Annotated in this window: 18 protein-coding genes; 17 read left to right on the top strand and 1 reads right to left on the bottom strand. The window is 67.0% G+C overall.

Annotated features, from left to right (window positions below):
- Positions 1 to 4 precede the first annotated feature (4 nt).
- The 9 genes from BP26_RS0110640 (at position 5) to BP26_RS0110595 (ending at position 14973) form a co-directional block, all read left to right on the top strand.
- On the top strand, positions 5 to 1759 hold the full coding sequence (locus BP26_RS0110640) for a cytochrome c3 family protein (RefSeq protein WP_029920560.1): 1755 nt from the start codon (positions 5 to 7) through the stop codon (positions 1757 to 1759).
- Positions 1756 to 3699: a heme-binding protein gene (locus BP26_RS0110635; RefSeq protein ID WP_029920559.1), complete on the top strand. Its 1944-nt coding sequence runs from the start codon at positions 1756 to 1758 to the stop codon at positions 3697 to 3699. Before BP26_RS0110640 ends, BP26_RS0110635 begins: the two co-directional genes overlap by 4 nt.
- Positions 3696 to 5870: a FimV/HubP family polar landmark protein gene (locus BP26_RS0110630; protein WP_051748832.1), complete on the top strand. Its 2175-nt coding sequence runs from the start codon at positions 3696 to 3698 to the stop codon at positions 5868 to 5870. The genes BP26_RS0110635 and BP26_RS0110630 overlap by 4 nt, the downstream gene beginning before the upstream one ends.
- Positions 5871 to 5872: 2 nt before the next feature.
- Positions 5873 to 9772 (top strand): LVIVD repeat-containing protein, encoded by a 3900-nt coding sequence (locus BP26_RS26615; RefSeq protein ID WP_036516560.1) that lies wholly within the window; start codon positions 5873 to 5875, stop codon positions 9770 to 9772.
- A gap of 45 nt (positions 9773 to 9817) precedes the next feature.
- On the top strand, positions 9818 to 10480 hold the full coding sequence (locus BP26_RS0110615) for a DUF4331 family protein (RefSeq protein WP_029920557.1): 663 nt from the start codon (positions 9818 to 9820) through the stop codon (positions 10478 to 10480).
- Between the two features lie 26 nt (positions 10481 to 10506).
- The gene (locus BP26_RS27550; RefSeq protein ID WP_051748831.1) at positions 10507 to 11157 is read left to right on the top strand and encodes a DUF4331 family protein; all 651 of its coding nucleotides are present in this window, start codon (positions 10507 to 10509) and stop codon (positions 11155 to 11157) included.
- Positions 11158 to 11162: 5 nt separating this feature from the next.
- Positions 11163 to 12452: a tetratricopeptide repeat protein gene (locus tag BP26_RS0110605; protein WP_157572476.1), complete on the top strand. Its 1290-nt coding sequence runs from the start codon at positions 11163 to 11165 to the stop codon at positions 12450 to 12452.
- A gap of 83 nt (positions 12453 to 12535) precedes the next feature.
- Positions 12536 to 13705: a hypothetical protein gene (locus BP26_RS0110600; RefSeq protein WP_051748830.1), complete on the top strand. Its 1170-nt coding sequence runs from the start codon at positions 12536 to 12538 to the stop codon at positions 13703 to 13705.
- A gap of 116 nt (positions 13706 to 13821) precedes the next feature.
- Positions 13822 to 14973, top strand: coding sequence for a HupE/UreJ family protein (locus BP26_RS0110595; RefSeq protein ID WP_051748829.1), 1152 nt, complete (start codon positions 13822 to 13824; stop codon positions 14971 to 14973).
- Positions 14974 to 15001: 28 nt separating this feature from the next.
- Here the strand turns inward: BP26_RS0110595 and BP26_RS0110590 are convergent, their stop codons facing one another.
- Complete coding sequence (locus BP26_RS0110590; RefSeq protein ID WP_029920553.1) at positions 15002 to 16342, bottom strand: MFS transporter; 1341 nt, start codon at positions 16340 to 16342, stop codon at positions 15002 to 15004.
- A 230-nt stretch (positions 16343 to 16572) separates the two neighbouring features.
- On the opposite strand from BP26_RS0110590, the gene cyoA reads away from it, so the two are divergent.
- From cyoA to BP26_RS0110550, 8 genes are all read left to right on the top strand, one after another.
- Complete coding sequence (gene cyoA / locus BP26_RS0110585) at positions 16573 to 17658, top strand: ubiquinol oxidase subunit II (RefSeq protein WP_051748828.1); 1086 nt, start codon at positions 16573 to 16575, stop codon at positions 17656 to 17658.
- Positions 17659 to 17688: 30 nt separating this feature from the next.
- A complete protein-coding gene (gene cyoB / locus BP26_RS0110580; RefSeq protein WP_029920551.1) occupies positions 17689 to 19692 on the top strand; it encodes a cytochrome o ubiquinol oxidase subunit I in 2004 nt (667 codons plus the stop codon).
- Positions 19693 to 19694: 2 nt separating this feature from the next.
- On the top strand, positions 19695 to 20321 hold the full coding sequence (cyoC, locus tag BP26_RS0110575) for a cytochrome o ubiquinol oxidase subunit III (protein ID WP_051748827.1): 627 nt from the start codon (positions 19695 to 19697) through the stop codon (positions 20319 to 20321).
- Positions 20318 to 20764: a cytochrome o ubiquinol oxidase subunit IV gene (cyoD, locus tag BP26_RS0110570; RefSeq protein ID WP_029920549.1), complete on the top strand. Its 447-nt coding sequence runs from the start codon at positions 20318 to 20320 to the stop codon at positions 20762 to 20764. The genes cyoC and cyoD overlap by 4 nt, the downstream gene beginning before the upstream one ends.
- Positions 20764 to 21549 carry an SURF1 family protein gene (locus tag BP26_RS0110565; RefSeq protein ID WP_029920548.1) on the top strand — a complete coding sequence of 262 codons (786 nt, stop codon included), beginning with the start codon at positions 20764 to 20766 and terminating at the stop codon, positions 21547 to 21549. Before cyoD ends, BP26_RS0110565 begins: the two co-directional genes overlap by 1 nt.
- A 68-nt stretch (positions 21550 to 21617) precedes the next feature.
- Positions 21618 to 22946, top strand: coding sequence for an ATP-binding protein (locus BP26_RS0110560; RefSeq protein ID WP_051748847.1), 1329 nt, complete (start codon positions 21618 to 21620; stop codon positions 22944 to 22946).
- Positions 22930 to 23481 carry a response regulator transcription factor gene (locus BP26_RS0110555; protein WP_029920546.1) on the top strand — a complete coding sequence of 184 codons (552 nt, stop codon included), beginning with the start codon at positions 22930 to 22932 and terminating at the stop codon, positions 23479 to 23481. Before BP26_RS0110560 ends, BP26_RS0110555 begins: the two co-directional genes overlap by 17 nt.
- 124 nt (positions 23482 to 23605) lie before the next feature.
- Entirely contained in the window at positions 23606 to 23932 is a 327-nt protein-coding gene (locus BP26_RS0110550) for a hypothetical protein (RefSeq protein ID WP_157572475.1), read from the top strand.
- Positions 23933 to 23944 lie beyond the last annotated feature (12 nt).

The following is a 23944-nucleotide window of genomic DNA, read 5'->3' as shown; positions in this document are numbered from 1 at the left end:
CCCCGTGCGCTTCCTGATCCGCACCTGGACCCGGCAAAGCGGCGAAAACGTCTCGCAGGACCGCACGCTGGAGAGCCAGCGCCTGCGCATCGGCCGCGGCACCGACCAGGACATCGAGCTGCCGGATCTGCGCATCGCGCTGGCCCATGCCGAGCTGGTGCGCAGCGGCAAGAATGCCATGCTGGTGACCAGGCCCGGCGCCAGCATGCTGGTCAACGGCGCCGTGACCAGGGAGCACAAGCTGCGCGGCGGCGATGTCGTCCTGATCGGCCGCTACCAGCTGACCATCCTGCCCGGCACCGGCGATATCGACCTGCAGATCGATGTCGAGGAAAAAGTCTCGGCGCGCGACGAGAAAAGCCAGCGGCAGACGCGCCTGGGCATGACCCTGGGTGAAGTGCTGTGGACGCGGCGGCGCGTGGCCTGGCTGCTGTTCGTGCCGGTGCTGTTGCTGAGCTTCGCCCTGCCGGCCTGGCTGCGCTTCCACCACACCCCGCCGCCCGTGCCGGCGCAGGCGGACTACCAGCCGCCCAGGCCGCCGACCGGTCTGGCGGCGGCGATACCGACCGATCACTTGTGGGTGCCCGGCCAATCGAGCAGTGCACATGCCTACTTCCAGAACGACTGTGCCAAGTGCCACAAGGCAGCCTTCGAGCGCGTGCCCAACGAAGCCTGCCTGAGCTGCCACAAGGATACAAAAGCACATGCCAGCGATGCGCGCTGGCTGCGGCTGGACGACTTCGCCAAGGCACGCTGCGAGGACTGCCACCACGAGCACAAGGGAGACTTGGCACTGGTGATGCGCGACAGCGCGCAGTGCACCGCCTGCCACGCGCAGCCGCAGCAGCGTTTTCCCGACCTCAGGCTGCAAGCGGCCGCAGATTTCTCGCAGCACCATCCGGTGTTCACGCCGAAGGTGGCGCGCTACGACTCGGTGACGCGCACGTTCGCCTGGATCGAAGCCAGCCCGGAACAGGCGATGACGCTGCATTCCGACACCAATCTCAAGTATCCGCACGACAAGCACCTCGATCCCAAGGGCATCAAGTCACCCACCGGCAAGCAGGTGTTGGGTTGTCCCAGCTGCCACGAACCTGATTCTTCCGGCGTGTCGTTCAAGCCCATCGACATGCAGAAGCACTGCGCCGAATGCCATCGCCTGGACTTCGACCCCGATGATCCGGACCGCTCGGTGCCGCACGGGCAGCCGGCTCAGGTGGTGGGTGTGATCCGCGACTACTACGCGCGCGCCGCACTGGCCGGTGGCGTGAAGAAACCTGGCGCCCCGCCGATCGTGCAGCTGCGGCGCAAGCCGGGCGAGCAGTTGACGCCGCCGCAGGCGCGGGCCGCGCTGGAATGGGCCGACCAGCAGTCCGCCATCGTCATCGACGAGGTGTTCGACAAGCGCGTCTGCGGCTACTGCCACAGCGTGACGCGCACCGGCGATCCGGCGCTGCCGTGGAGCGTGGCGCCGGTGATGCTGGCGCAGCATCGGCTCGACCACGCCAGCTTCAGCCATCAAGCCCACCGTACCGAGAAATGCGAGAGCTGCCACGCCGCCCGCAAGTCCACGCTCAGCACCGATGTGCTGCTGCCGGAGATCACGCGCTGCCGCGACTGCCATGGCGATCCCGGAACCGTTTCCAGGATTCCTTCCACCTGCATCGAATGCCACGGCTACCACATCTCGAAGGATCACCTGATGGGCATGGCGAGCAAGCCCGCTGGGCCGCCCGCGCTGGCCGAGCACCCGCCATGATCCGTCGCCGCTGCTTGCCGGAATTCCTGCTCGGTCTGTGCCTGACGCTGTCCTCCTGCGGCGGCGGCGGCCCGAGCGGCGGTTGCAGCGGCAACTGCCAGCAGGACATCCCGCAGCGCCTGGAGATCGCCGAGGTGCAGACCGTCATCGCCCAGGCCGTAGCGGAGGCGCAGGCGCAGAAGGTGGGTGCCGTCATCGCCGTCACCGACCGTGTCGGCAATGTGCTCGCCGTGTTCAAGATGAGCAACGCCAGGAACAGCGTCACGGTGGATTCGCAGCGCGATACCGGCACCGGCCTCGACGGCCTGGGCGTGGTGCCGTCGCCGCTGGCCGCGATCGCCAAGGCCATTACCGGCGCCTACCTCAGCTCCGAGGGCAACGCCTTCTCCACCCGCACCGCCAGCCAGATCGTGCAGGAACACTTCAACCCCGGTGAGCTGGGGCAGCCGGGCGGTCCGCTGTTCGGCGTGCAGTTCAGCTCCCTGCCCTGTTCGGATTTCAATACGCGCTACAGCGGCGGCGCCATCGCCGACATCGGCCCCAAGCGCTCGCCGCTGGGGCTGTCAGCGGACCCCGGCGGCTTCCCGCTGTACAAGAACGGCACCGTGGTCGGCGGCGTCGGCATCATCTCCGACGGCTTCTACAGCCTTGACCTCGATATCACGGATCGCGACCGCAGCGTTGATGAACTGATCGCCATCGCCGCCACCGCCGGCTTCGATGCCCCGGCCGATCGCCGCGCCGACCGCATCACCGTCGGCGGCAAGACCCTGCGCTATACCGACGTGGAAACCGCCGACACCCTTACCGGCGGCCGCAATACACTGAGCTTCAGCGCAGCCGGCGCTTCCGGCGCCCTGGAAGCGGTGGGCGGTTACTCCGCCGCCACCATCCTGGCGGGCACCGATTTCGGCACCGCGCAGTCGGGCTACGCCGCAGCTACCGAAGGCGCTTTCAGCGGGCTCGACGCGTTCCGCCTGGTCAACGCCGACGGCACCCCACGCTATCCGCCGCGTGCCGGCAGCGACGGCCTGCTCAGCGCCACCGAAGTCACCGAGCTGCTCAAGGACGGCATCGCCGTCGCCAACCGCACCCGCGCGCAGATCCGCCGGCCGCTGGGTTCGCAGATGCGCGGCTCGTTCGTGGTGGTGGACACCAAGGGCGCTATCCTCGGCGTGCTGCGCACGCGCGACGCGCCGGTGTTCGGAACCGACGTGGCACTGCAGAAAGCGCGCACCGCCATGTTCCTGTCCTCGCCCGGTGCGGCGGCGGCCTTGCAGGCGGCCGGTTCCGTCACCTACATCAAGCCGCAGGGCAGCCCCGGCGACGCCACCATACAGTTCGCCGACTACAGCCGGGCGATGACCGCGCTGATCGGCGTCAACGCCCTCGACGGCACTTATGCGTACGGCGCCCGCTCTATCGGCAACTTTGAGCGCCCGTTCTTTCCCGACGGCATCGACGGCTATCCCAATGGCCCGCTGAGCAAGCCCTACGCCCAATGGAGCCCCTTCTCCACCGGCCTGCAACTGGACCTGGTCTACGAGCGCATTGCCCAGCACGTGCTGTTCGGTCTCGGCGCGGGCCCGGATGTCGGTCCCAGCTGCGCCGGCCCTCCGGGGCCGGTGGCCGGCTTCAACACCACCGTGCCGGCTGCACTCGGCGACGGCCTGCAGATTTTCGCCGGCGGCGTCCCCATCTATCGCGGCAGCCAGTTGATCGGTGCGGTCGGCGTCTCCGGCGACGGCATCGACCAGGACGACATGGTCGCCTTCCTCGGCGTCTATAACGCCGGACAAACCCTGGGCACCCTCGGCAACGCCCCCATCGCCAGGCGCATCGACCAGCTCAATATCCAGGGTCAGAAGGTGCGCTACGTCGAATGCCCGCAGGCGCCGTTCCTGGACAGCAACGAGCAAGCGCCGTGCGACGGCAAATGAAACGTGCCGCGGCGCGAAGCCTGGTGCTGTACAGCGCACTCGGGACCCTGCTGGCGGTGACCACGCAGGTTTATGCGGCGGGACAGACCTACGGCCCGGTGCACGCGAAGGAAAGCCTGTCGCAGATCGCCTACGCCCTGCGCCCCGAGAAAACCCGGCTCTGCACCTACCAGACCATCACCGCCCTGTATCGCGCCAACCCGGACGCCTTCGCCGGCTCGCCCGAACACATCAGGCCCGGCAGCGTGTTGCGCGTGCCGGAAGCGCAGGACATCGTCGCCATCCCGGCGGCGGAAGCCTATGCGGTATATCACGCGGCGACGGAACCACCCGCACACGCACACGCAGCCGCGGCCGCGGCCGCGGCGCCGACCGACGCCTCCGCAGCCCTGCCGCGGCCGATGCCGCGACCGGAGTTGAAGAGCGAAGTCGCCATGGCGCCGCCGCCCGCCGCCATGCCGACCACCGCACCGGTGGCAAGCGTCCCCGACATCCGCCGCCGCACCGGTGAGCAGCGTCGGGTGCCGGGCGATACCGAGCCGCTGCCCGATCCGAACCGCATGGGCCGCCTCGCTCCGGTGGCGGCGCCGGAAGCCTGGAAGGAATGGGAGATCGCGCCGATCCCCGACCGCTGGCGCCTGCTCAACACCCTGGGCCTGGTGCCGCAGCACTGGTACGACCCCTACAACCAGAACACCTGGAAGGCGGACAAGCCGATCCGTCACGGCGACGAGTTCCTCAGCCTCAACGTCATCGCCGATACGCTCTACGAGTATCGCCGCCTGCCGGTACCGGTCGGCCCCCAGGGCAGCAACGATCCCAACGAGAACGGCATCTTCGGCGGCCAGCGGCAAACCCTGTTCAACGCCAACCTGATCCTGTCGGCGGTGTACATCAAGGGCGACACCACCTTCAAGCCGCCCGAGTACGAGCTGCACCTGACGCCGGTGCTGAACTACAACTACACCACGGCCGAGGAAGCCGGCGCACTCAATATCGATCCGGGCAAGGGCCGTTACCGTTCGGACCAGTTCATCGGCCTGCAGGAGGCCTTTGTCGACTACCACCTGCGCAACGTCTCGGACCGCTACGATTTCGACAGCGTGCGCTTCGGCATCCAGCCCTTCTCCACCGACTTCCGCGGCTTCCTGTTCCAGGACAACCAGCTGGCGCTGCGCTTCTTCGGCACCCGCGACAACAACCGCTGGCAATACAACGTTGCCTGGATCCGTCGCCTGGAGAAGAACACCAACAGCGGCCTCAACGACGTACAGGTCAAGCCCCGTAACGACGACACCTACGTCTTCAATCTGTATCGCCAGGACTTCCCGGTGCTGGCCTTCACCTCGCAGCTCACCGTGGTGCACAACCGCAACCGCGAAAACGGCGAGCAGTTCTACGACGACAACGGCTTCCTGCAGCGTCCGGCCGCCATCGGCACCGAAACGCCGCGCAAGTACCAGGTGACCTACTTCGGCTACAACGGCGACGGCCATTTCGGCCGCCTCAATCTGACCATGTCCACTTACCTGTCCATCGGCCGCCAGGACCGCGGCGTGTTCGCCGACAACGTACAGCGCATCCGCGGCAAGTTCGGTGCGGCCGAGGCCTCCTACGACCTGGACTGGCTGCGCCTGCGCGCCAGCGCCGTCTACGCCAGCGGTGACCACAATCCCTACAACAACACCGCCACCGGCTTCGACGCCATCTTCGAGAACCCGATCATCGCCGGCGCCGATACCAGCTTCTGGATCCGCCAGGCGGTGCCGCTGATCGGCGGCGGCGGCGTGACCCTGTCGCAGCGCAACGGCGAACTGGCCGACCTGCGCTCCAGCAAGGACTTCGGCCAGTCCAACTTCGAGAACCCGGGCCTGATCCTGCTCGGCCTCGGCGCCGATGCCGACCTGATGCCGCAACTGCGCCTGTCCGGCAACTTCAATCACCTCTGGTTCGACAGCGCGCAGACCGTGGCGCTGGCGCGCAACCAGGAGTTGCATTCCAACAGCATCGGCTGGGATCTCTCCACCGCCCTGATCTACCGGCCCTTCTTCACACAAAACATCATCTTCCGCCTGTCCGGCGCCATGCTCATCCCGGACGACGGCTACCGCGCCCTGTTTCCCGACAAGTACCAGTACTCGGTGCTTGGCAACCTGGTTCTGACTTACTGACCATGCGCAGCCTCCCCGCCCTGTTGCTCGCTGCACTGGCCGTCGCCGGCACGGCCCACGCCTACGACAAGGAACAGCCGCGCGACATCGCCTATCCGGAATCGCCCGCCGCACCGCGCTTCCAGACCGCGCAGCAGGCGCAGGACAAGAGCGCAGGCTGCCGCTCCTGCCACACCGATACCGACCACGCCAGCATGCACGTCAACCCGGCGGTGGTGCTGGGCTGCACCGACTGCCACGGTGGCGATGCAAGGATCGCGCTGGGTGACGGCATCCGGCAGGACCAGCCGGCCTACCGCAAGACACTGGACCAGGCGCATGTGCAGCCGCGCAATCCGGGATCCTGGCGCTACCCCTCCAGCGCCAACCCGCCGGAAAGCTACACCCTGCTCAACCGCGAGTCGCCCGAATTCATCCGTTTCATGAATCCCAGCGACTACCGCGTGGTGCGCGAGGCCTGCGGTGCCTGCCACCTGCCGCTGATCGAGGCGGCCGAACGCAGCCTGATGAGCAACAGCGCCATGTTCTTCGAGGGCGCCTCGTACAACAACGGCATCCTGCCGTTCAAGCGCTCCATCATCGGCGAGACCTATACCCGCGACGGCCAGGCCGCCTCGATCGAGGATCCCTCCGGCACGCCGGACGCCAACATGGCGGCCAAGGGCGTGCTGGCAAAATTGTTCCCGCTGCCGCCCTGGGAAGTGGTGCCGCCCGGCGATGTGTTCCGCATCTTCGAGCGCGGCGGCCGCAACATCTCCAGCCTGTTCCCTGAAACCGGCCTGCCCGATTCCAGCGGCAGCATCCAGAAGCTGGAGGAACCGGGCCGCCCTGACTTCCGCCAGTCCAACCGCGGCCCGGGCACCGGCAACCGCATCGCCGTGCCGGTGATCAACCTCACCAAGACGCGCCTCAACGATCCCTACATGTGGTTCCTCGGCACCAACGAGCAGGCCGGCGATTACCGCTCCAGCGGCTGCGCCGGCTGCCACGTGGTCTACGCCAACGACCGCGACCCGCTGCACTCCGGCCCGTACGCGAAGTTCGGCAACGAAGGCACCACCCAGACCGTCGATCCGACCATTCCGAAGAACGAGTCCGGCCATCCGCTCAAACACGTCTTCACCCGCTCCATCCCCACCGAGCAGTGCATGGTCTGCCACATGCACCAGCCGAACATTTTCCTCAACTCGATGCTCGGCTACACCATGTGGGACTACGAGTCCGACGCACCCAGCATGTGGCCGGAGAAGCAGAAGTACCCGACCGACCACGAAATCCGCCAGATCAATGAGCGCAATCCGGAGGAGGCGGCGATCCGCGGCAAGTGGAGCGATCCGGAATTCCTCAAGAACGTCTCCGGCCTGAACCCGCAATTGAAGGACACCCAGTTCGCCGACTACCACGGCCACGGCTGGAACTTCCGCGCCATCTTCAAGCGCGACCGCAAGGGCGACCTGCTCGACAAGGACGGCAAAATCGTCGCCGACGACGATCCGCACAAATTCGATCCCGCCAACCCGCACAAGGCGGTGCAGCTGATGTCGATCCACGTCGAGAAGGGCATGCAGTGCACCGACTGCCATTTCTCGCAGGACATGCACGGCAACGGCCACCTCTACGGCGAGGTGGCGCAGGCCATCGAGATCGACTGCCAGGACTGCCACGGCACGGTGGACAACTACCCCACCCTGCGCAGTTCCGGCCCGGCGGCGCCCGCGCCGAAGTGCCCGGCCGGCTCCACGCTGCAGGCCGGCGCCTCGATCAAGGTCGCCAACATCCCGCCGCCCGCGGTGCCGACCTATGTCTGCGTCTACGCCGACGGTACCCAGGCCCCGGCGCCGCCGGCCGGCACCGACCTCGCGCAGATGCGCACCCAGGACGGGCGCCTGCGCTTCGAGTGGCTCAACGGCGAATTGTGGCAACGCTCCTCGGTGACGCCGGGCCTGGAGTGGCGCGTGCACCTGGTGAAGGACAGCGTCACGCCGACCAGCAAGGACTACAACGCCAAGGCCGCCCGCGCCAAGCTGATGGGCACCGACACGCAAACCTTCGCCTGGGGGGCCGCCGTGTCCCCGGCCAGCCGTGCCCACCAGGACAGCAAGATGCTCTGCGTCAGCTGCCACAGTTCCTGGACCACCTCCTGCTTCGGCTGCCACCTGCCGATCCAGGCCAACTGGAAATCCGACCGCCACAAGTTCGACGGCGAGGAATCGCGCAACTTCGCCACCTACAACCCGCAGGTGGCGCGCGACGACTTCTTCATGCTGGGCAAGCACGGCGAGGCCAAGGGCTACCGCATCGCGCCGGTGCGCAGTTCCTCGGCCCTGGTGCTGTCCTCCACCAACGCCAACCGCGAACACATCTACGTGCAGCAGGCGCCGGTGGCGGCCAGCGGCTTCTCCAGCCAGGCCTTCGCGCCGCACTACCCGCATACCGAACGCACGGTCGAGACCAAGACCTGTTCCGACTGTCACTTGGCGCAGGCCAACGACAACAACGCCTGGATCACCTCGCTGCTGGGCCTGGGCACCGGCTTCGTCAACTTCATCGGCTACCACGCCTATACCGGCCTCGACGGCGCGCTGGCCGCGGTGCAGGTGACGGAATGGGACGAGCCGCAGGCGGTGATCGGCAGCTACCTGCATCGCTACGCCTATCCCGACTGGTTCGCCGAACACCAGAAGAACGGGCAGGAATTGCAGCACGCGTACACCCATGGCACCGGCGACGCGGTGGGCTGCCTGCAATTGCGCGGCGAGTATCTCTATGTGGCGCAAGGCAGGAAGGGCATGCAGGCCTACGACGTGGCCGGGATCGGCAACAAGGGCATCTCCGAAAAGATCATCACCGCGCCGTTCTCGCCGCTGGGGCACGACACCCACATCGCCTCGAAAGACGCGAGCTGCGTCGCCCTGCCCACCAACCAGCCGATCAACCTGCTGCGCAACACCGGGAAGATGCGCCAGGACAACCAGGAACAGGCGTTCCACCCGATCTACCACTACGCCTTGATCACCGACCGCGTCGAAGGCCTGATCCTGACCAACGTCGACACCTTGCAGGACGGCGATCCGCGCGACAATTTCCTCGAACGCGCCCTGACCTACAACCCTGATGGCCTACTCAAGGGTGCACGGCACGTGACCATCGCCGGCGACTGGGTCTATATAGCCGCCGACGCCGGCCTGGTGGTGCTGAACCTGGCCGATCCACTCAAGCCGGAAGTGGCGGCGACGCTGCCGATGCAGGATCTGCGCAGCACCTATGTGCAATTCCGCTACCTGTTCGCCGTCACCGGACAGGGCCTGCAGGTGGTGGACATTACCCATCCACAGGCGCCGAAGCTGATCGACGGCGCCAGCGTGGCGCTGGGCGATGCGCACCGCGTCTATGTCGCCCGCACCTTCGCCTACGTCGCCGCCGGCAAGCAGGGCCTGGCCATCATCGACGTGGAGAATCCGGAGAAGCCGAAGCTGTACCAGCTGTTCGACGCCGGCGGCAAGCTCGACGACGCGCATGACGTGGTGGTCGGTTCGACCAACGCCTCCCTCTTCGCCTATGTCGCCGACGGCCGAAACGGACTCCAGGTGATCCAGCTCACCGCGCCGGACACGCAACCCAGGTTCTACGGCTTCTCACCCGATCCCAAGCCGGTGCTGATCGCCCACTACAAGACCCCGAAGCCGGCGCTGTCGCTGTCGCGCGGCCTCGACCGCGACCGCGCGGTGGACGAGAGCGGCGGACAGGTGGCGGTGTTCGGCCGCATCGGCTCGCGCCCGTTCAACGTAGAAGAGATGCAGCGGATGTATATGCGGGCCGACGGCACGCCCTGGTTCGTCAGCGACGCGGTGGAGACAGCTCACCCACGCGCCGAAACGAAAACGCGCCGTCACGGGAAATAGATGTCACACGGCCGCACTTGCGGCAGGCAACATGGAGGTCCGGTCATGCAGCGAAAACAGGCAGGCATTGCGGTCATCTGGCTCGCCCTGGTGTCGGGAGCGGCCCTGGCGGCGGATCATGCGGACGCCCCGGGCACCAAGGGCGACCACGGCGATCACGCCGCGGACATCACCGACGTATTCATCTTTCGTGCCGCCGGCAAGCTGGTCGGCGCCATCAACATCACCGGCGCCCCGGTACCGCAGACGCGCGTCGACGGCCCCACCGGACGTTTCGATCCGCAGGTGATCTTCACCTATCACATCGACAGCAACTGCGACGGCAAGCCCGACACCGACGTCAACGTGCGCTTCGGCCTCAACAGCCTGGGCAAGATCGGCGTGCAGCTGGAAAACCTGCCGGGCGCCGGCGCCACCCTGGTATCCGGGCCGGTGGAAACGGTCAACACCACGCCGAGCGGCCTCAAGTTCTTCGCCGGCCTCAAGGACGATCCGTTCTTCTTCGACTTCGTCGGCTTCACCGCCACCGAGGCCAGCTTTGGCGCGGAGGATCAGCCGCCGACCGGACAACTGCTGTTCGACAACAAGCGCGATTCCTTCGGCGCCCGCAACATCACCGCCATCGTCTTCGAGATGGACCAGGCCGCCGCCACCAAGGGCTCGAGCAAGATCTGCGTCTTCGCCACCTCCGGCCGCCTGATGCAATGAACAGGAGCAAGTCCATGAGACGTCACATGAAGCACTCAAGCATCCCGTCCGGCGCCGTGCTGGCCCTGGCCTTCGCCGCACTGTCGGCTTGTGGTGGTGGAGGAGGAGGCGGCAGTGGCAGCAGCAATTCCAATCCGCAGAACTTCGTCTTTTCCACTGCGCCGGTCACCTCCTATGCACGTGTCGACCGCATGGGTAGCCCGGTCACGGCCACGGTCCTGATCACGCCGGCACACAAGGACATGTTCAATGCCACCGATCCGATCAACGATGGCGATTACGCGGCGGAAGAGACGAACACCGTCAAGGTCTTGCACTACCAGCTCGATCCGCAACTCAAGGCGGCGGGCCTGGCATCCTGCGCCAGGACCTGCGACAGCTTCGCCACCTGCGACGTCAGCCGCTGCATCAGCCAGGCGGTGCCGCTGATCATTCCCGACATGCTGCACCTGGATCTGGGCCAACCCGACGGCTTTCCCAACGGCCGCAATTTCAGCGACTCGGTGGTGGACCGCGTGGTCGCCGTGGCGCTGCTCGACATCAGCACACCGGGCCAGTGCAACGGTGCGCCCTGCACCGTCGACACCCTGGTCAACCTGCCGCTGGATCCGACCGCCAATGACAAGCCACTGCCGGCGGAATTTCCCTACCTGGCAGCGCCATTCCCCCCGCCTTGATGCGGATGCGGCGCTGCGCTCGGCTGGCCCTGCTGCTGGTTTGCCTGTGCAGCCTGCCGGCTTGCGGGCCGGCCCAGCCCAAGACGCAACCGGCGGTGGACTACGCCCGGCTGCTGCAGCTCTACGACGGCGCCATCGTCAACGCCCGCAAGGAATTGCAACGCTCACCCAATGAAGTCTCGGACCGCGAAGCCCTGTCGCTGGCGCTGTTGCAGAAAGCCCTCCTCACCAGCAACTTCCAGGACTACGCCGACGCCGACCGTGCCATGGCGGACGCCTTCGCCATCAGCGACGACGCACATGCCCCGTTGCTGAGCCGCCTGCATCTGAACCTGGTTCTGCATCGCCTGCCGCAGGCCGAAGCTGACCGCGCGCGGCTGGCCAGCCGCTTCCTCGTCGCCGATACCGCCGGCTTCGCCGGCGAGAGCGCGGAACTGGCCTTCCAGCAGGGCCGCTATGCCGAAGCCCTGGCCGGCTTCCATCGCTCGCTGGCCATCCAGGAGGGCCTGTTCAGCCTGTTCCGCCTCGCCATCTGGTATGCGCGTACCGGTGATTGTTTCGAGGCCGCCGCCCTGATCGACCGCGCCGAGAAGCAGGACCACAGCGACACGCCTTACCTGCACGCCTGGCTGGAACTGCAGCACGGCCTGCTGCTGCTGGACCGTGGACGCTGGGAGCAGGCCGACGAATACTTCTACCACGCCGAAAGCCTCCTCCCGGGCTGGTGGCTGCCACGTAGCCGGCATGCCCAGGTGCTGGCCCTGAAAGGCGAGCGCGAGGAAGCGCAGGCCCTGTATGAAACCCTCGTCACCGAAACCGGTGATCCCGAATTCATGGACGCCGTGGCGCGCCTGCGCCGGGTAGGGCCGGATCCGGCCTCGGCCGCGCCCTGGATCCAGCGCGCCGCGGCGGTACATCGCCAGCGCCTGGCGCTGCTGCCCGAAGCCGAATACGCCCATGCGCTGGAACACGAGCTGTGGTTCGGCCATCCCGAACAGGCGCTCGACCTGGCGCAACGCAACGCGGAGTTGCGTCCCAACGGCGAAGCGCGCACCTTGCTGGCCGAAGCGCTGTACAAGGCCGGCAAGACGGCCGAGGCCCAGCATGAAATCGAGGCCGTGCTGGCCACCGCCTGGAACACCGCCGAATCGCACGCCATCGCCGCGCAGATCGCCGCCGCCCTGGGCCAGCGCGAGGAAGCCGATCGCCAGCAAGCCCTCGCCATCGACCTCAATCCGCGCGCCTTCCGCATGTACCCGCTGCCCCAGCCGGCGCAGCCCGAAGCACTGCCGTGATCGTGCCGCGGGATGTTTCGCGCAGGTTCGTACGCGGCGTTTTCCTTGCATGCACCCTGGTCTGCGCAGTATCCCCCGCGGCGTTGGCACAGACCCGGCAGCCCTACACGCCGGCCGATGATGCTTTGGTCCTGGAGCACGTCGGCCTGCCGCGCGCACCCGGCGTGCTGCAACTGCGCGATGTGCGCGAACAATGGCTGGCGGAACCCGGCAATTACGCCATCTCCCTGGCCTATGCCCGCGTCGCGCTCGACGTCGGGCGGCAGGAAGACGATCCGCGTTATTTCGGCTACGCCGAATCCGCACTGCGTCCCTGGCTGGATCGGGCTCAACCTCCACCCGAAGTCCTGCTGCTGCGCGCCAGCCTGCGCCAGGTACGCAAGGACTTCAGCGGCGCCATGCAGGACCTGGACGCCCTGGTTGCCGCTGCGGGCCCCGAGTCGGCCCAGGCGCAACTGGCCCGTGCCACCCTGCACCTGATGCAAGGCGATCCCGCCGCCGCCCTGAACGATTGCACCGCGCTCGACCGACGCATCGATCCCCTGCTCGGCGGCATCTGCGTTAACGCCGCGCAAGGACTTTCCGGCTCCGCGGCGTCCGCTCTGGCCGCTCTCGACCAGGAGCGCAAGACGGCGCTCAAGGCCTCGCTGCCGGTACGGATCTGGCTGCTCGCCACCGCCGCCGGCATCGCCGACCGCCTTGGACAGGCCGACGCCGCGCTTGCCGACTACGCCGACGCCCAGGCCTTGCTGGCCGCCGCCGGCACACGCGATCCCGGCCTGCTTGCCGCCTATGCCGATTGCCTGCTGGAACAGCACCGCGACGCCGAGGTGGTCCACCTGCTCGCCGCCGGTACCCGCATCGACAGCCTGCTGCTGCGCCTGGCCCTGGCCGAGCGCCGCCTCGGCGAAGCGGGTGATGCTTCCATGACCGTCAGGGCCGATGAACACAGCGCCACCCTCGGCCTGCGCTTCGACGAGGCGCGTCAGCGCGGCGACAGTCTGCACCTGCGCGAGGAAGCGATGTACCAGCTCGCCCTGAGGCACGACGCCGCGCGGGCGCTGCAACTGGCCCAGCAGGACTGGCAGCAGCAGCGCGAACCGATCGATGCGCGCATCTTCCTGCGCGCCGCATCGGTCGCGAACAGTCCGCAGGCGGCGCAGGCTGTGCTGGAGTGGATGCGGCGAACGCGCCTGGAGGATGTGTACCTGGAAAAGCTGACTGAACATCCAGCCCCTGGTTCAGCGCCATGAAATATCAATCACTGTCATACCGGCGAAAGCCGGTATCCAGGGTCGTCGAATCATCCGCTCGAAATTCCTGGGTACAGGCATGTGCCGGTACGATCAAAAAATTGGCATGCACCTCAGTGCTGCTGTTGCTCTGCACCTCCGCCCAGGCGCACAAGGCCAGCACCAGTTATCTGCACCTCTCCGTCGATGGCGGCAAGCTCGACGCCCGCTGGGACATCGCCCTGCGCGACCTCGACTACGCCATCGGCCTCGACGCTTCCGGCGACGGCGAACTGGACTGGGGCGAAGTGCGTCGGGCGCAGGCGCGCATCGGCGCCTATGCCCTGTCGCGCCTCGCCATCCGCTCCGACGGCCGGCCCTGCACGCTGCGCCTGAACCAGCTGCAGATCGTCGAACACGGTGACGGCAACTACGCCGTGCTCAACCTTGCCGGTGCCTGCCCGCACACTCCGATCGCACTGGCCGTGCGCTACGACCTGCTGTTCGACATCGACGCCCTGCACCGCGGCCTGCTCAAGCTGGATTTCCATGATGCGAAAAGCAGTGACGCACACGATGCCGCCGATGAGTCACGCGCCGGCCTGTTCAGCCCACAACAGCGCGAACTGCGCTTCATCCGCACGCAAGGCGATGCCCTGGATGTATTCACCGAGTACTTTCGCGCCGGACTCGCACACGTCTGGAGCGGCCTCGACCACATGCTGTTCCTCGCCGGCCTGTTCCTGCCCGCGGTGCTGCGCCGGCAAGGACGCCGCTGGGACAGCCCATGGATTCCCGCGCCGCGCCTCGGCATCGCCTTGCGCGACACCGCGCTGATGGCCACCGCCTTCACCATCGCCCATGCCATCACCCTGACCCTGGCCGCGACCGGCGCCTTCACCCTGCCGTCGCGCCCGGTGGAATGCGCCGTCGCCGCCACAGTGCTGTTCGCCGGCCTCAACAACCTGTGGCCGATGGTCTATCGCGAACTGTTCTGGCTGGCGGGAGCGTTCGGCCTGATCCACGGCGCCGCCATCGCCGGCGCCCTGATCGAACTGGGCCTGCCGCCGGGCGGCCGCGTCTGGGCCCTGCTGGCTTTCAATCTGGGCGTGGAGGCGGCGCAACTCGGCGTCCTGCTGGTGGTGATCCCGCCCAGCTTCCTGTGCCGCCGTTCGCCGTGGTACCGCCGGCTGGTGCTGATTCCCGGCGCGCTGCTGGTGACGCTGGCCGGGCTGGCCTGGCTGATCGAGCGCGGCCTCGGCATCGACCTGGGCGTGCCGCTGCCCTGAGACGCCGGCGGCGTCCCGGTCGCCCGCCTCAATCGTCCCGCGCGTCCATGGTCTGGTTGATGCGCAGCGCCAGCAGCGTGGCGAGGGCGCCGGACAGCAGGTACAGGCCGACGTAACCCACGCCGAAGTGCGAGGCCAGTTCCAGCGCCACCAGCGGCGCGAAGGCCGCGCCGGTGAGCCAACTCAGGTCCGAAGTGAACACCGCGCCGCTATAGCGGTAGCGGCTGCCGAAGCTGGAATTGACCGCGCCCGCCGACTGGCCATGGGAAAAGCCGAGCAGGGCGAAGCCGAGCAGGATGAACAGGTAGCCGCCGGTGGTGCTGCCGGAGAGCAGCACCGGCGTCCAGCCGCTGTAGATCGCGATCAGGATGGCGAAGATGCCCAGCGCCTTGCGGCGGCCGTAGCGATCGGCGATGGCGCCCGACATCACCATGCAGGGCACGGCGATGGCGGCGCCGATGATCTGCACCAGCAGCACGTCGCCCACCGATTGCTGCGTGAACAGGATGATCCACGACAGCGGGAAGATCGTGACCAGGTGGAACAGCGCGTAGCTGGCCAGCGGCGCGATGGAGCCGAGGACCACGTTGGTGCCGTGCTCGCGCACCAGCTCGCGCAGCGGCGCGGGTTCCAGTTCGCGGGTCTTCAGCAGTTGCGCGAACTCCGGCGTCGCGACCAGGCGCAGGCGGGCGAACAACGCCACCACGTTGATGGCGAAGGCGACATAGAACGGGTAGCGCCAGCCCCAGCTGTTGAAATCTTCCGGCACCAGGTTGGAGATCAGGAAGACGAACAGGCCGGCGGCGATGACGAAACCGATCGGCGCGCCGAGCTGCGGAATCATCGCGTACCAGCCGCGGCGCCCCTGCGGTGCATTCAGCGCCAGCAGCGAAGGCAGGCCATCCCAGCTGCCGCCGACCGCCAGGCCCTGGCCGATGCGCAGCAGCGACAGCAGGATGATCGCGGTCTCGCCGATATCTGCATAGCCGGGCAGGAAGGCGATGCCGGCGGTGGCGGTGCCCAGCATGAACAGCGCGATGGTCAGCTTGGTGCCGCGGCCGTAGCGCTGGTGGATGATCCTGAACAGCAGCGAGCCGATCGGCCGCGCGATGAAGGCGAAGGAAAAGACCGTGAAGGAATACAGCGTCCCGGTCAGCGGCGACACGAAGGGGAAGAACACCGCCGGGAAGACGATCACCGAGGCGATGCCGAAGACGAAGAAGTCGAAGAATTCGGAAACGCGGCCGATGATCACGCCGATGGCGATCTCGCCGGGCGAGACCTTGCCCGGCTCGTGGCGGGCGGTCCCGGTGCCGTGTTCCAGCCCGCCCGGGGCGGAACCTGCCGTATCGTTGTGGATTGCGGACATCTGCTTTCGGCCTGCGTTTATATCGTGAGCCTGGATTACTATAGAGGCGGCCGCATGCAATTCACAGTGCCGGCCGGGTCCGGTCCACAAGCCTTTCGGTCGTGGATCGCCTGTTCTGAGCGAACATTCGCACGGTTTCGGGGGTCCAGACCATTGGACAAAACGTCCAGTCGCGCAAATCGATCGGCCTTCTTATAGTGGCGCACCTCTCCACACCCCCACAGTGCGCCATGTTGCCCAGAGTCCTGCGCCGCCTGTTGATGCCGCTGCTGGCCGTCCTGATGAGCGGCTGCAGCGCGGTCGTGCTGCACCCTTCCGGCGACGTGGCGCTGCAGCAGCGCAACCTGATCGTCGCCTCTACGGTGCTGATGTTGTTGATTATTGTGCCGGTGATGGTACTGACCGGGTGGTTCGCCTGGCACTACCGCCAGTCCAACACCAAGGCGCATTACGATCCCGATTGGCACCACTCCACCGGCCTGGAACTGGTGATCTGGTCGGCACCCCTGCTGATCATCATCGCCCTCGGCGCCATGACCTGGATCGCCACCCACACCCTCGACCCCTACCGCCCCCTGGGGCGCCTGGCCGCCGCCAAGCCGGTGCCGGAAGGCACCCGGCCCCTCAAGGTGCAAGTGGTGGCACTCGACTGGAAATGGCTGTTCGTCTATCCGGACTACGGTTTCGCCACCGTCAACGAACTGGCCGCACCGGTGGACGTGCCGATCGAATTCCAGATCACCGCCTCCTCGGTGATGAATTCCTTCTTCATCCCCGCCCTGGCCGGGCAGATCTACGCCATGCCGGCGATGGAAACCCAGTTGCACGCGGTGATCAACCAGCCCGGCAGCTATGAGGGCTTCTCCGCCAACTACAGCGGCGCCGGCTTCTCCGACATGCGGTTCCGCTTCCTCGGCAAGAGCCAGGCCGATTTCGACCTCTGGGTCCAATCGGTCAAGTCCGGCGGCGGCGCCCTGACGCGCGAGGGCTACCTGGCCCTGGCGCGCCCCAGCGAGCGCGAACCGGTGAAGCATTACGCCGAAGTGGCGCCCGGCCTTTACGACCTGATCCTCAACCTCTGCGTGCAGCCCGGCAAGATGTGCCTGCGCGACATGATGAAGATCGACGCCAAGGGCGGCCTCGGCATGGCCGGCGTCTACAACGTCGGCCGCCTTGCCTACGACCGGCCGCCGGCGCTCAACGCCGGACAAGCCGAGCCGCCGACCGGCCTCGCCTACGTGCTTGCCCTGTGCGCCACTCCCGGCCCCCTGTGGTCCCCCGCCCCGCCCGCTGCTTCCGCGGCCGCGGGCAACTGAGGCGCCCTCCGGGACCTTCGAGAACCACCGATGCGCGACAACTCCGAACTGATCCATTTCATCTTTGGGCGCCTGACCTGGGCCGCGATCCCGTTTCATGTGCCGATCCTGGTCTACACCTTCATCGTCGTCGCCATCCTCGGCATCGCCCTGCTCGCCACCATCACCTGGATGGGCAAGTGGGGCTACCTCTGGCGCGAGTGGTTCACCAGCGTCGACCACAAGAAGATCGGCATCATGTATATGGTGCTCGGCATCGTCATGATGCTGCGCGGCTTCTCCGACGCCATCATGATGCGCCTGCAGCAGGCCATGGCCTTCGGCGGCTCTACCGGCTACCTGCCGCCCGAGCACTACGACCAGATCTTCACCGCCCACGGCGTGATCATGATCTTCTTCGTCGCCATGCCCATGGTGGTGGGCCTGATGAACGTGGTGATGCCGCTGCAGATCGGCGCCCGCGATGTGGCCTTCCCCTTCCTCAACAACTTCAGCTTCTGGATGACCGTGGCGGGCGCGATCCTGGTGATGCTCTCGCTGTTCGTCGGCGAGTTCGCCCGCACCGGCTGGCTGGCCTACCCGCCCTTGTCCGGCATCGCCTACAGCCCCGATGCGGGCGTCGACTACTACATCTGGTCGCTGCAGATCGCCGGCGTCGGAACGCTGCTCTCCGGCGTCAACATGGTGGTCACCATCATCAAGATGCGCGCCCCCGGCATGACCCTGATGAAGATGCCGATCTTCACCTGGACCGCCCTGTGCACCAACGTGCTGATCGTCGCCGCCTTCCCGGTGCTGACCGCCGTGCTGGTGCTGCTGTCGCTGGACCGCTACGTCGGCACCGACTTCTTCACCAATGATTTCGGCGGCAACCCGATGATGTACGTCAACCTGATCTGGATCTGGGGCCACCCCGAGGTGTACATCCTGATCCTGCCGCTGTTCGGCGTGTTCTCCGAAGTGGTCTCGACCTTCTGCGGCAAGAAGCTGTTCGGCTACGCCTCGATGGTCTACGCCACCGTCGTCATCACCATCCTGTCCTACCTGGTGTGGCTGCACCACTTCTTCACCATGGGCTCGGGCGCCAGCGTCAACTCCTTCTTCGGCATCACCACCATGATCATCTCGATCCCCACCGGCGCGAAGATGTTCAACTGGCTGTTCACCATGTACCGCGGCCGCATCAACTTCGACGTGCCGATGCTGTGGACCATGGGCTTCATGTTCACCTTCGTCATCGGCGGCATGACCGGCGTGCTGCTCGCCGTGCCGCCGGCCGACTTCGAACTGCACAACAGCCTGTTCCTGGTTGCGCACTTCCACAACGTCATCATCGGCGGCGTGCTGTTCGGCCTGTTCGCCGGCATCAACTACTGGTTCCCGAAATCCATCGGCTTCCGCCTGGACGCCTTCTGGGGCAAGGTCTCCTTCTGGTTCTGGCTCAGCGGCTTCTGGTTCGCCTTCATGCCGCTGTACATCCTCGGCCTGATGGGCGTCACCCGCCGCCTCAGCCACTTCGACGATCCCAGCCTGCAGATCTGGTTCCAGATCGCCGCCTTCGGCGCGGCCCTGATCTTCCTCGGCATCCTCGCCTTCCTGGTGCAGATCTACGTCAGCATCCGCAATCGCGACTCGCTGCGCGACCACACCGGCGACATCTGGGGCGGCCGCACCCTGGAGTGGTCCACCTCCTCGCCCCCGCCCGACTACAACTTCGCCTTCACCCCCCTGGTCCATGAACTGGACGCCTGGGCGGACATGAAGCAGCGCGGCTACCAGCGGCCGGAACAGGGCTTCCTGCCGATCCACATGCCGAAGAACACCGGCGCCGGCGTGATCCTCGCCTTCCTGGCCATGGTCTGCGGCTTCGCCATGATCTGGCACATCTGGTGGATGGCGGCGGCATCCTTCATCGGCCTGATCGCCGCGGCCATCGTCCACACCTTCAACTACAACCGCGACTTCCACATCCCGGCCGCCGAGGTCGCGCGGATCGAAGACGCCCGCAGCCGCCTGCTGGCGCAGCAGGCCTGACCATGACACAAGCCACCGATGCGATGAACGCCCCGCCGGCCCAGGGTTTCTACCTGACCGAGGAGCATCACCCCGAAAACGGGACGATGCTCGGCTTCTGGATCTACCTGATGAGCGACTGCCTGCTCTTTGCAGTGCTGTTCGCCATGTACGGCGTGCTCGGCGGCAACTACGCCGCCGGCCCCGGGCCGAAAGACCTGTTCGAGCTGCCGACGGTCCTGCTCAACACCTCGATGCTGCTGCTCTCGTCCATCACCTATGGCTTCGCCATGCTGGAGATGGCGCGGCAGCGCAAGGGCGCCACCCTGCTCTGGCTGGCCATCACCGGTTGCTTCGGCGTGGCCTTCGTCACCCTGGAACTGACCGAGTTCGCGCACTTCATCCATGAAGGCGCCGGGCCGCAGCGCAGCGCCTTCCTCTCGTCCTTCTTCACCCTGGTCGGCACCCACGGCCTGCACGTCACCTTCGGCATCATCTGGCTGGTCACCCTGATGGTGCAGGTGACCCAGCGCGGTCTGTCGCCCGAGAACATGCGCCGCCTGAGCTGCCTGAGCCTGTTCTGGCACTTCCTCGACGTCGTCTGGATCGGCGTCTTCACCTTCGTCTACCTGATGGGAGTGCTGCGATGAGCACCGCCTCCGAACTCCCCCACGGCGGCGCCGCGGGCGATGCCGACGTCGACACCCGCCACGTCCACGGCCACGATGAGGCTCACGTCCATGGCCACGGCCCCGGCGGCGCCGCGCACGGCAGCTTCAAGGGCTACATGACCGGCTTCCTGCTGTCGGTGGTGTTGACCGGCATCCCCTTCTGGCTGGTGATGGGCAAGGTGTTCCAGGACCACCAGACCACCACCCTGATCGTGCTGGCCTTCGCCATCGTGCAGATCCTGGTGCACATGGTGTACTTCCTGCACCTCAACACCAGTTCCGAGGGCGGCTGGAACATGCTGGCCCTGATCTTCACCATGGTGCTGGTGGTCATCACCCTCAGCGGCTCGCTGTGGGTCATGTACCACATGAACGCCAACATGATGCCGATGTCCCCGCAGGACATGCGCAACATGCCCTGATGGGGCGGCCCGCGCAGCGCAGCGTGGAGCAGGCTGCAACACCGGCCTCGCCCCTGCGCCTGTCCCTGCTGGGCCTCGCGGCCCTGCTGGCCTTCATCGGTTTCTGCGCACTCGGCACCTGGCAGGTCCACCGCCGCGCCTGGAAGCTGGACCTGATCCGCAAGGTGGATACCCGCCTGCAGGCGCCACCCGCCGCCGCACCGACACGCGCACAATGGCCCACCCTCGACGCGGCCGACGACGAATACCGCAAGCTGTGCCTGTCCGGCGAATTCCTGCACGACCATGAAACCCTGGTCCAGGCCGTCACCCGCCTGGGCGCCGGCGATTGGGTCATGACACCGCTGCGCACCACCACCGGCGAGCTGGTGCTGGTCAACCGCGGCTTCGTTCCCCCGGAACAACGCGCACCGGCCGCGCGCAGCGCAGCTCAGGCGGCGGGACCACTCCAGGTTTGCGGCCTGCTGCGCTTGAGCGAGCCCCATGGCGCCTTCCTGCGCCGCAACGATCCCGCCGCCGGCCGCTGGTTCTCCCGCGACGTCGCCGCCATCGCCGCCGCGCAGGCCCTGCCGGCGCAGGACACCGCCCCGTATTTCCTCGACGCCGACGCCGCGCCCAACCCCGGCGGCTGGCCGGCGGGCGGCCTCACCGTGGTCAGCTTCCACAACAGCCACCTGGTCTACGCCATCACCTGGTACGGCCTGGCCCTGCTGGTGGCGGGCGGCACGGCCATCGTCGCCCGCCACGAATGGCGGCTGCGACAACCAGGCAGGATGCTAAAATAGCGGATTCGGCGGCCCTCGCCGCCGCCACGCGCCGGAGCGGCCGCTTGCCGGACCAAGGCGAACACCTGATGTCGTCCCACCCCATGCGCGAGCCTCCGCGCCGCGCCGCCGCCATTTCCGGCGATGCCGCCGGCCTGCACAACATGCTGCAGCTGATCCAGCTGCGCTGGATCGCCGTGATCGGCCAGATCATGACCATCGTCTTCGTCGAGCTCGAGTTCCGCATCGAGCTGCCGCTGAAGCCCATGTCCGCCGTAGTGGCCTGCCTGGTGGCGCTGAACCTGATCAGCGTCTACCGCTGGCGCACCCTGCGCAGCGTCAGCAACGGCGAACTGCTGCTCGGCCTGCTGCTCGACGTGGCCGCGCTCACCGCCCTGCTCTACCTCAGCGGCGGCGCCACCAATCCCTTCGTTTTCCTCTATCCCCTGCAGGTGACGCTCGGCGCCATGCTGCTCGAGACCTGGTCGACCCTGACCATCGTCGCCGTCACCAGCTTCTGCTTCGCCGGCCTCACCGCCTTCTACCAGCCGCTGGCGCTCCCCGAGGGCGGCGTCACCGAATTGTTCCGCCTGCACATCCTCGGCATGCTGGTCTGCTTCCTGCTCGACGCCGTGCTGCTGGTGGTGTTCATGAGCCGCATCAGCCGCAACCTGCGCAAGCGCGACGCCCGCCTCGCCGACCTGCGCCAACGCGCCGCCGAGGAAGACCACATCGTGCGCATGGGCCTGCTCGCCTCCGGCGCCGCGCACGAACTCGGCACGCCGTTGGCCACGCTGTCGGTGATCCTCGGCGACTGGGAGAACATGGCCCTGTTCTGGCAGGATCCGGAGCGCCTGCAGGAACTCGGCGACATGCAGGCCGAAGTGCAGCGCTGCAAGGCCATCGTCACCGGCATCCTGCTCTCCGCCGGCGAGGCGCGCGGCGAATCATTGGTGATCACCACCATCGCCGGCTTCGTCGACCGCCTGGTGGCGGAATGGCGCATCAAGCGCCCCGCGGCCACGCTCGACTACGCCCGGCAGTTCGACACCGACCTGCCCATCGTGTCCGACTCCGCGCTGCGGCAGATCATCTTCAACGTGCTCGACAACGCCCAGGAAGCCTCGCCGCGCTGGGTCGGCCTGAGCGTGGCGCACGACGGCGAGACACTGTCCCTCTCGGTGCGCGACCGCGGGCCCGGCTTCGCCGCCGAGATGCTGGCCCAGTTCGGCAAGCCCTACCAGTCCAGCAAGGGCCGCCCCGGCGGCGGCCTCGGCCTGTTCCTGGTGGTCAACGTGGTGCGCAAGCTGGGCGGCCGCGTCACCGCCGAGAACGCCGCGGAAGGCGGCGCCGTCGTCACCCTCCACCTGCCGCTGGCGGCGCTGACCATCGGGGAAAGAAATGCCGAACCCGCTTGAGCCGGCACCGCAGCGCCTGTTGCTGATCGTCGAGGACGACGAGTCCTTCGCCCGTGTCCTCAAGCGTTCCTTCGAGCGCCGCGACTACCGCGTATTGCTGGCCACCAGCGAGGAGGAAACACAGACCCTGTTGCGCACCGAGATACCCGCTTACGCCGTGGTCGACCTCAAGCTCGGCACCGCCTCCGGCCTGGCCGTGGTGCAGGCCCTCAGCGCGCACAATCCGGAGATGCTGATCGTGGTGCTGACCGGCTTCGCCAGCATCGTCACCGCGGTGGAAGCGATCAAGCTCGGCGCCTGCAACTACCTGGTCAAGCCCTCCAATACCGACGACATCGAAGCCGCCTTCAGCCGTACCCCCGGCGATGTCGGCGCGCCCGTCGCCGCGCGCGCCACCTCGATCAAGACCCTGGAATGGGAACGCATCCACGAAGCCCTGGCCGAAACCGGCTTCAACATCTCCGAAACCGCGCGCCGCCTCGGCATGCACCGCCGCACCCTCGCGCGCAAACTGGCCAAGCGCCAGGTGCCCTGAACCGGCACCCCGGGCCACCGCCCGCAGGAAACGCCGCTGCAATAGCGTTGAACTATCGATCCCGCCCTTCAGTCTTAACGGAAGCAAAAAAACCGTTGCCCAGCAGCGGCACGAGGAGATCGCGATGCAAAGGAATGCAGTTCGCAGCTGTTTGCTGCTGTCGCTGTTGTTGATCGGGCCCGGCATCGCCAGCGCCCAGTCCAGCGACAGCGATCCACGCAGCATCAGCCCGTCATCCCCCAACATGAACACATCGCGCTTCGGCGGCAGCTCCGGCGCCGCCGGCACTTCGCTGGAGATGCAAGCCAATCATCCGAGCGCCGCCGAGTGCGCCCGCTTGAAAAGCGAGCAATCGGGCAATCCAGGCGACGCGGTGAACCAGGAGTTCAGAGCGAAGATGGCGCAGTGCCATCTCCTGACCGAGGACGGCCACGCCGCGCCGGAACACTAGACCAGCAACGGC

The organism is Nevskia soli DSM 19509, from assembly GCF_000711955.1.
GTDB classification, from domain to species: Bacteria; Pseudomonadota; Gammaproteobacteria; order Nevskiales; family Nevskiaceae; genus Nevskia; species Nevskia soli.
The sequence above is the reverse complement of the archived record's forward strand: the minus strand, read 5'-3'. Positions and strand labels throughout refer to the sequence as shown.

What these genes read in the sequence shown, in the direction of transcription:
- BP26_RS0110635 (WP_029920559.1), top strand. Translation starts at nt 1,756, where the DNA reads ATGATCCGTCGCCGCTGCTTGCCGGAATTCCTGCTCGGTCTGTGCCTG.
- BP26_RS27550 (WP_051748831.1), top strand. Translation starts at nt 10,507, where the DNA reads ATGAAGCACTCAAGCATCCCGTCCGGCGCCGTGCTGGCCCTGGCCTTC.
- cyoC (WP_051748827.1), top strand. Translation starts at nt 19,695, where the DNA reads ATGACACAAGCCACCGATGCGATGAACGCCCCGCCGGCCCAGGGTTTC.
- cyoB (WP_029920551.1), top strand. Translation starts at nt 17,689, where the DNA reads ATGCGCGACAACTCCGAACTGATCCATTTCATCTTTGGGCGCCTGACC.
- BP26_RS26615 (WP_036516560.1), top strand. Translation starts at nt 5,873, where the DNA reads ATGCGCAGCCTCCCCGCCCTGTTGCTCGCTGCACTGGCCGTCGCCGGC.
- BP26_RS0110605 (WP_157572476.1), top strand. Translation starts at nt 11,163, where the DNA reads ATGCGGCGCTGCGCTCGGCTGGCCCTGCTGCTGGTTTGCCTGTGCAGC.
- cyoD (WP_029920549.1), top strand. Translation starts at nt 20,318, where the DNA reads ATGAGCACCGCCTCCGAACTCCCCCACGGCGGCGCCGCGGGCGATGCC.
- BP26_RS0110555 (WP_029920546.1), top strand. Translation starts at nt 22,930, where the DNA reads ATGCCGAACCCGCTTGAGCCGGCACCGCAGCGCCTGTTGCTGATCGTC.
- BP26_RS0110615 (WP_029920557.1), top strand. Translation starts at nt 9,818, where the DNA reads ATGCAGCGAAAACAGGCAGGCATTGCGGTCATCTGGCTCGCCCTGGTG.
- BP26_RS0110565 (WP_029920548.1), top strand. Translation starts at nt 20,764, where the DNA reads ATGGGGCGGCCCGCGCAGCGCAGCGTGGAGCAGGCTGCAACACCGGCC.
- BP26_RS0110550 (WP_157572475.1), top strand. Translation starts at nt 23,606, where the DNA reads ATGCAAAGGAATGCAGTTCGCAGCTGTTTGCTGCTGTCGCTGTTGTTG.
- cyoA (WP_051748828.1), top strand. Translation starts at nt 16,573, where the DNA reads ATGTTGCCCAGAGTCCTGCGCCGCCTGTTGATGCCGCTGCTGGCCGTC.
- BP26_RS0110590 (WP_029920553.1), bottom strand. Translation starts at nt 16,342, where the DNA reads ATGTCCGCAATCCACAACGATACGGCAGGTTCCGCCCCGGGCGGGCTG.
- BP26_RS0110560 (WP_051748847.1), top strand. Translation starts at nt 21,618, where the DNA reads ATGTCGTCCCACCCCATGCGCGAGCCTCCGCGCCGCGCCGCCGCCATT.
- BP26_RS0110630 (WP_051748832.1), top strand. Translation starts at nt 3,696, where the DNA reads ATGAAACGTGCCGCGGCGCGAAGCCTGGTGCTGTACAGCGCACTCGGG.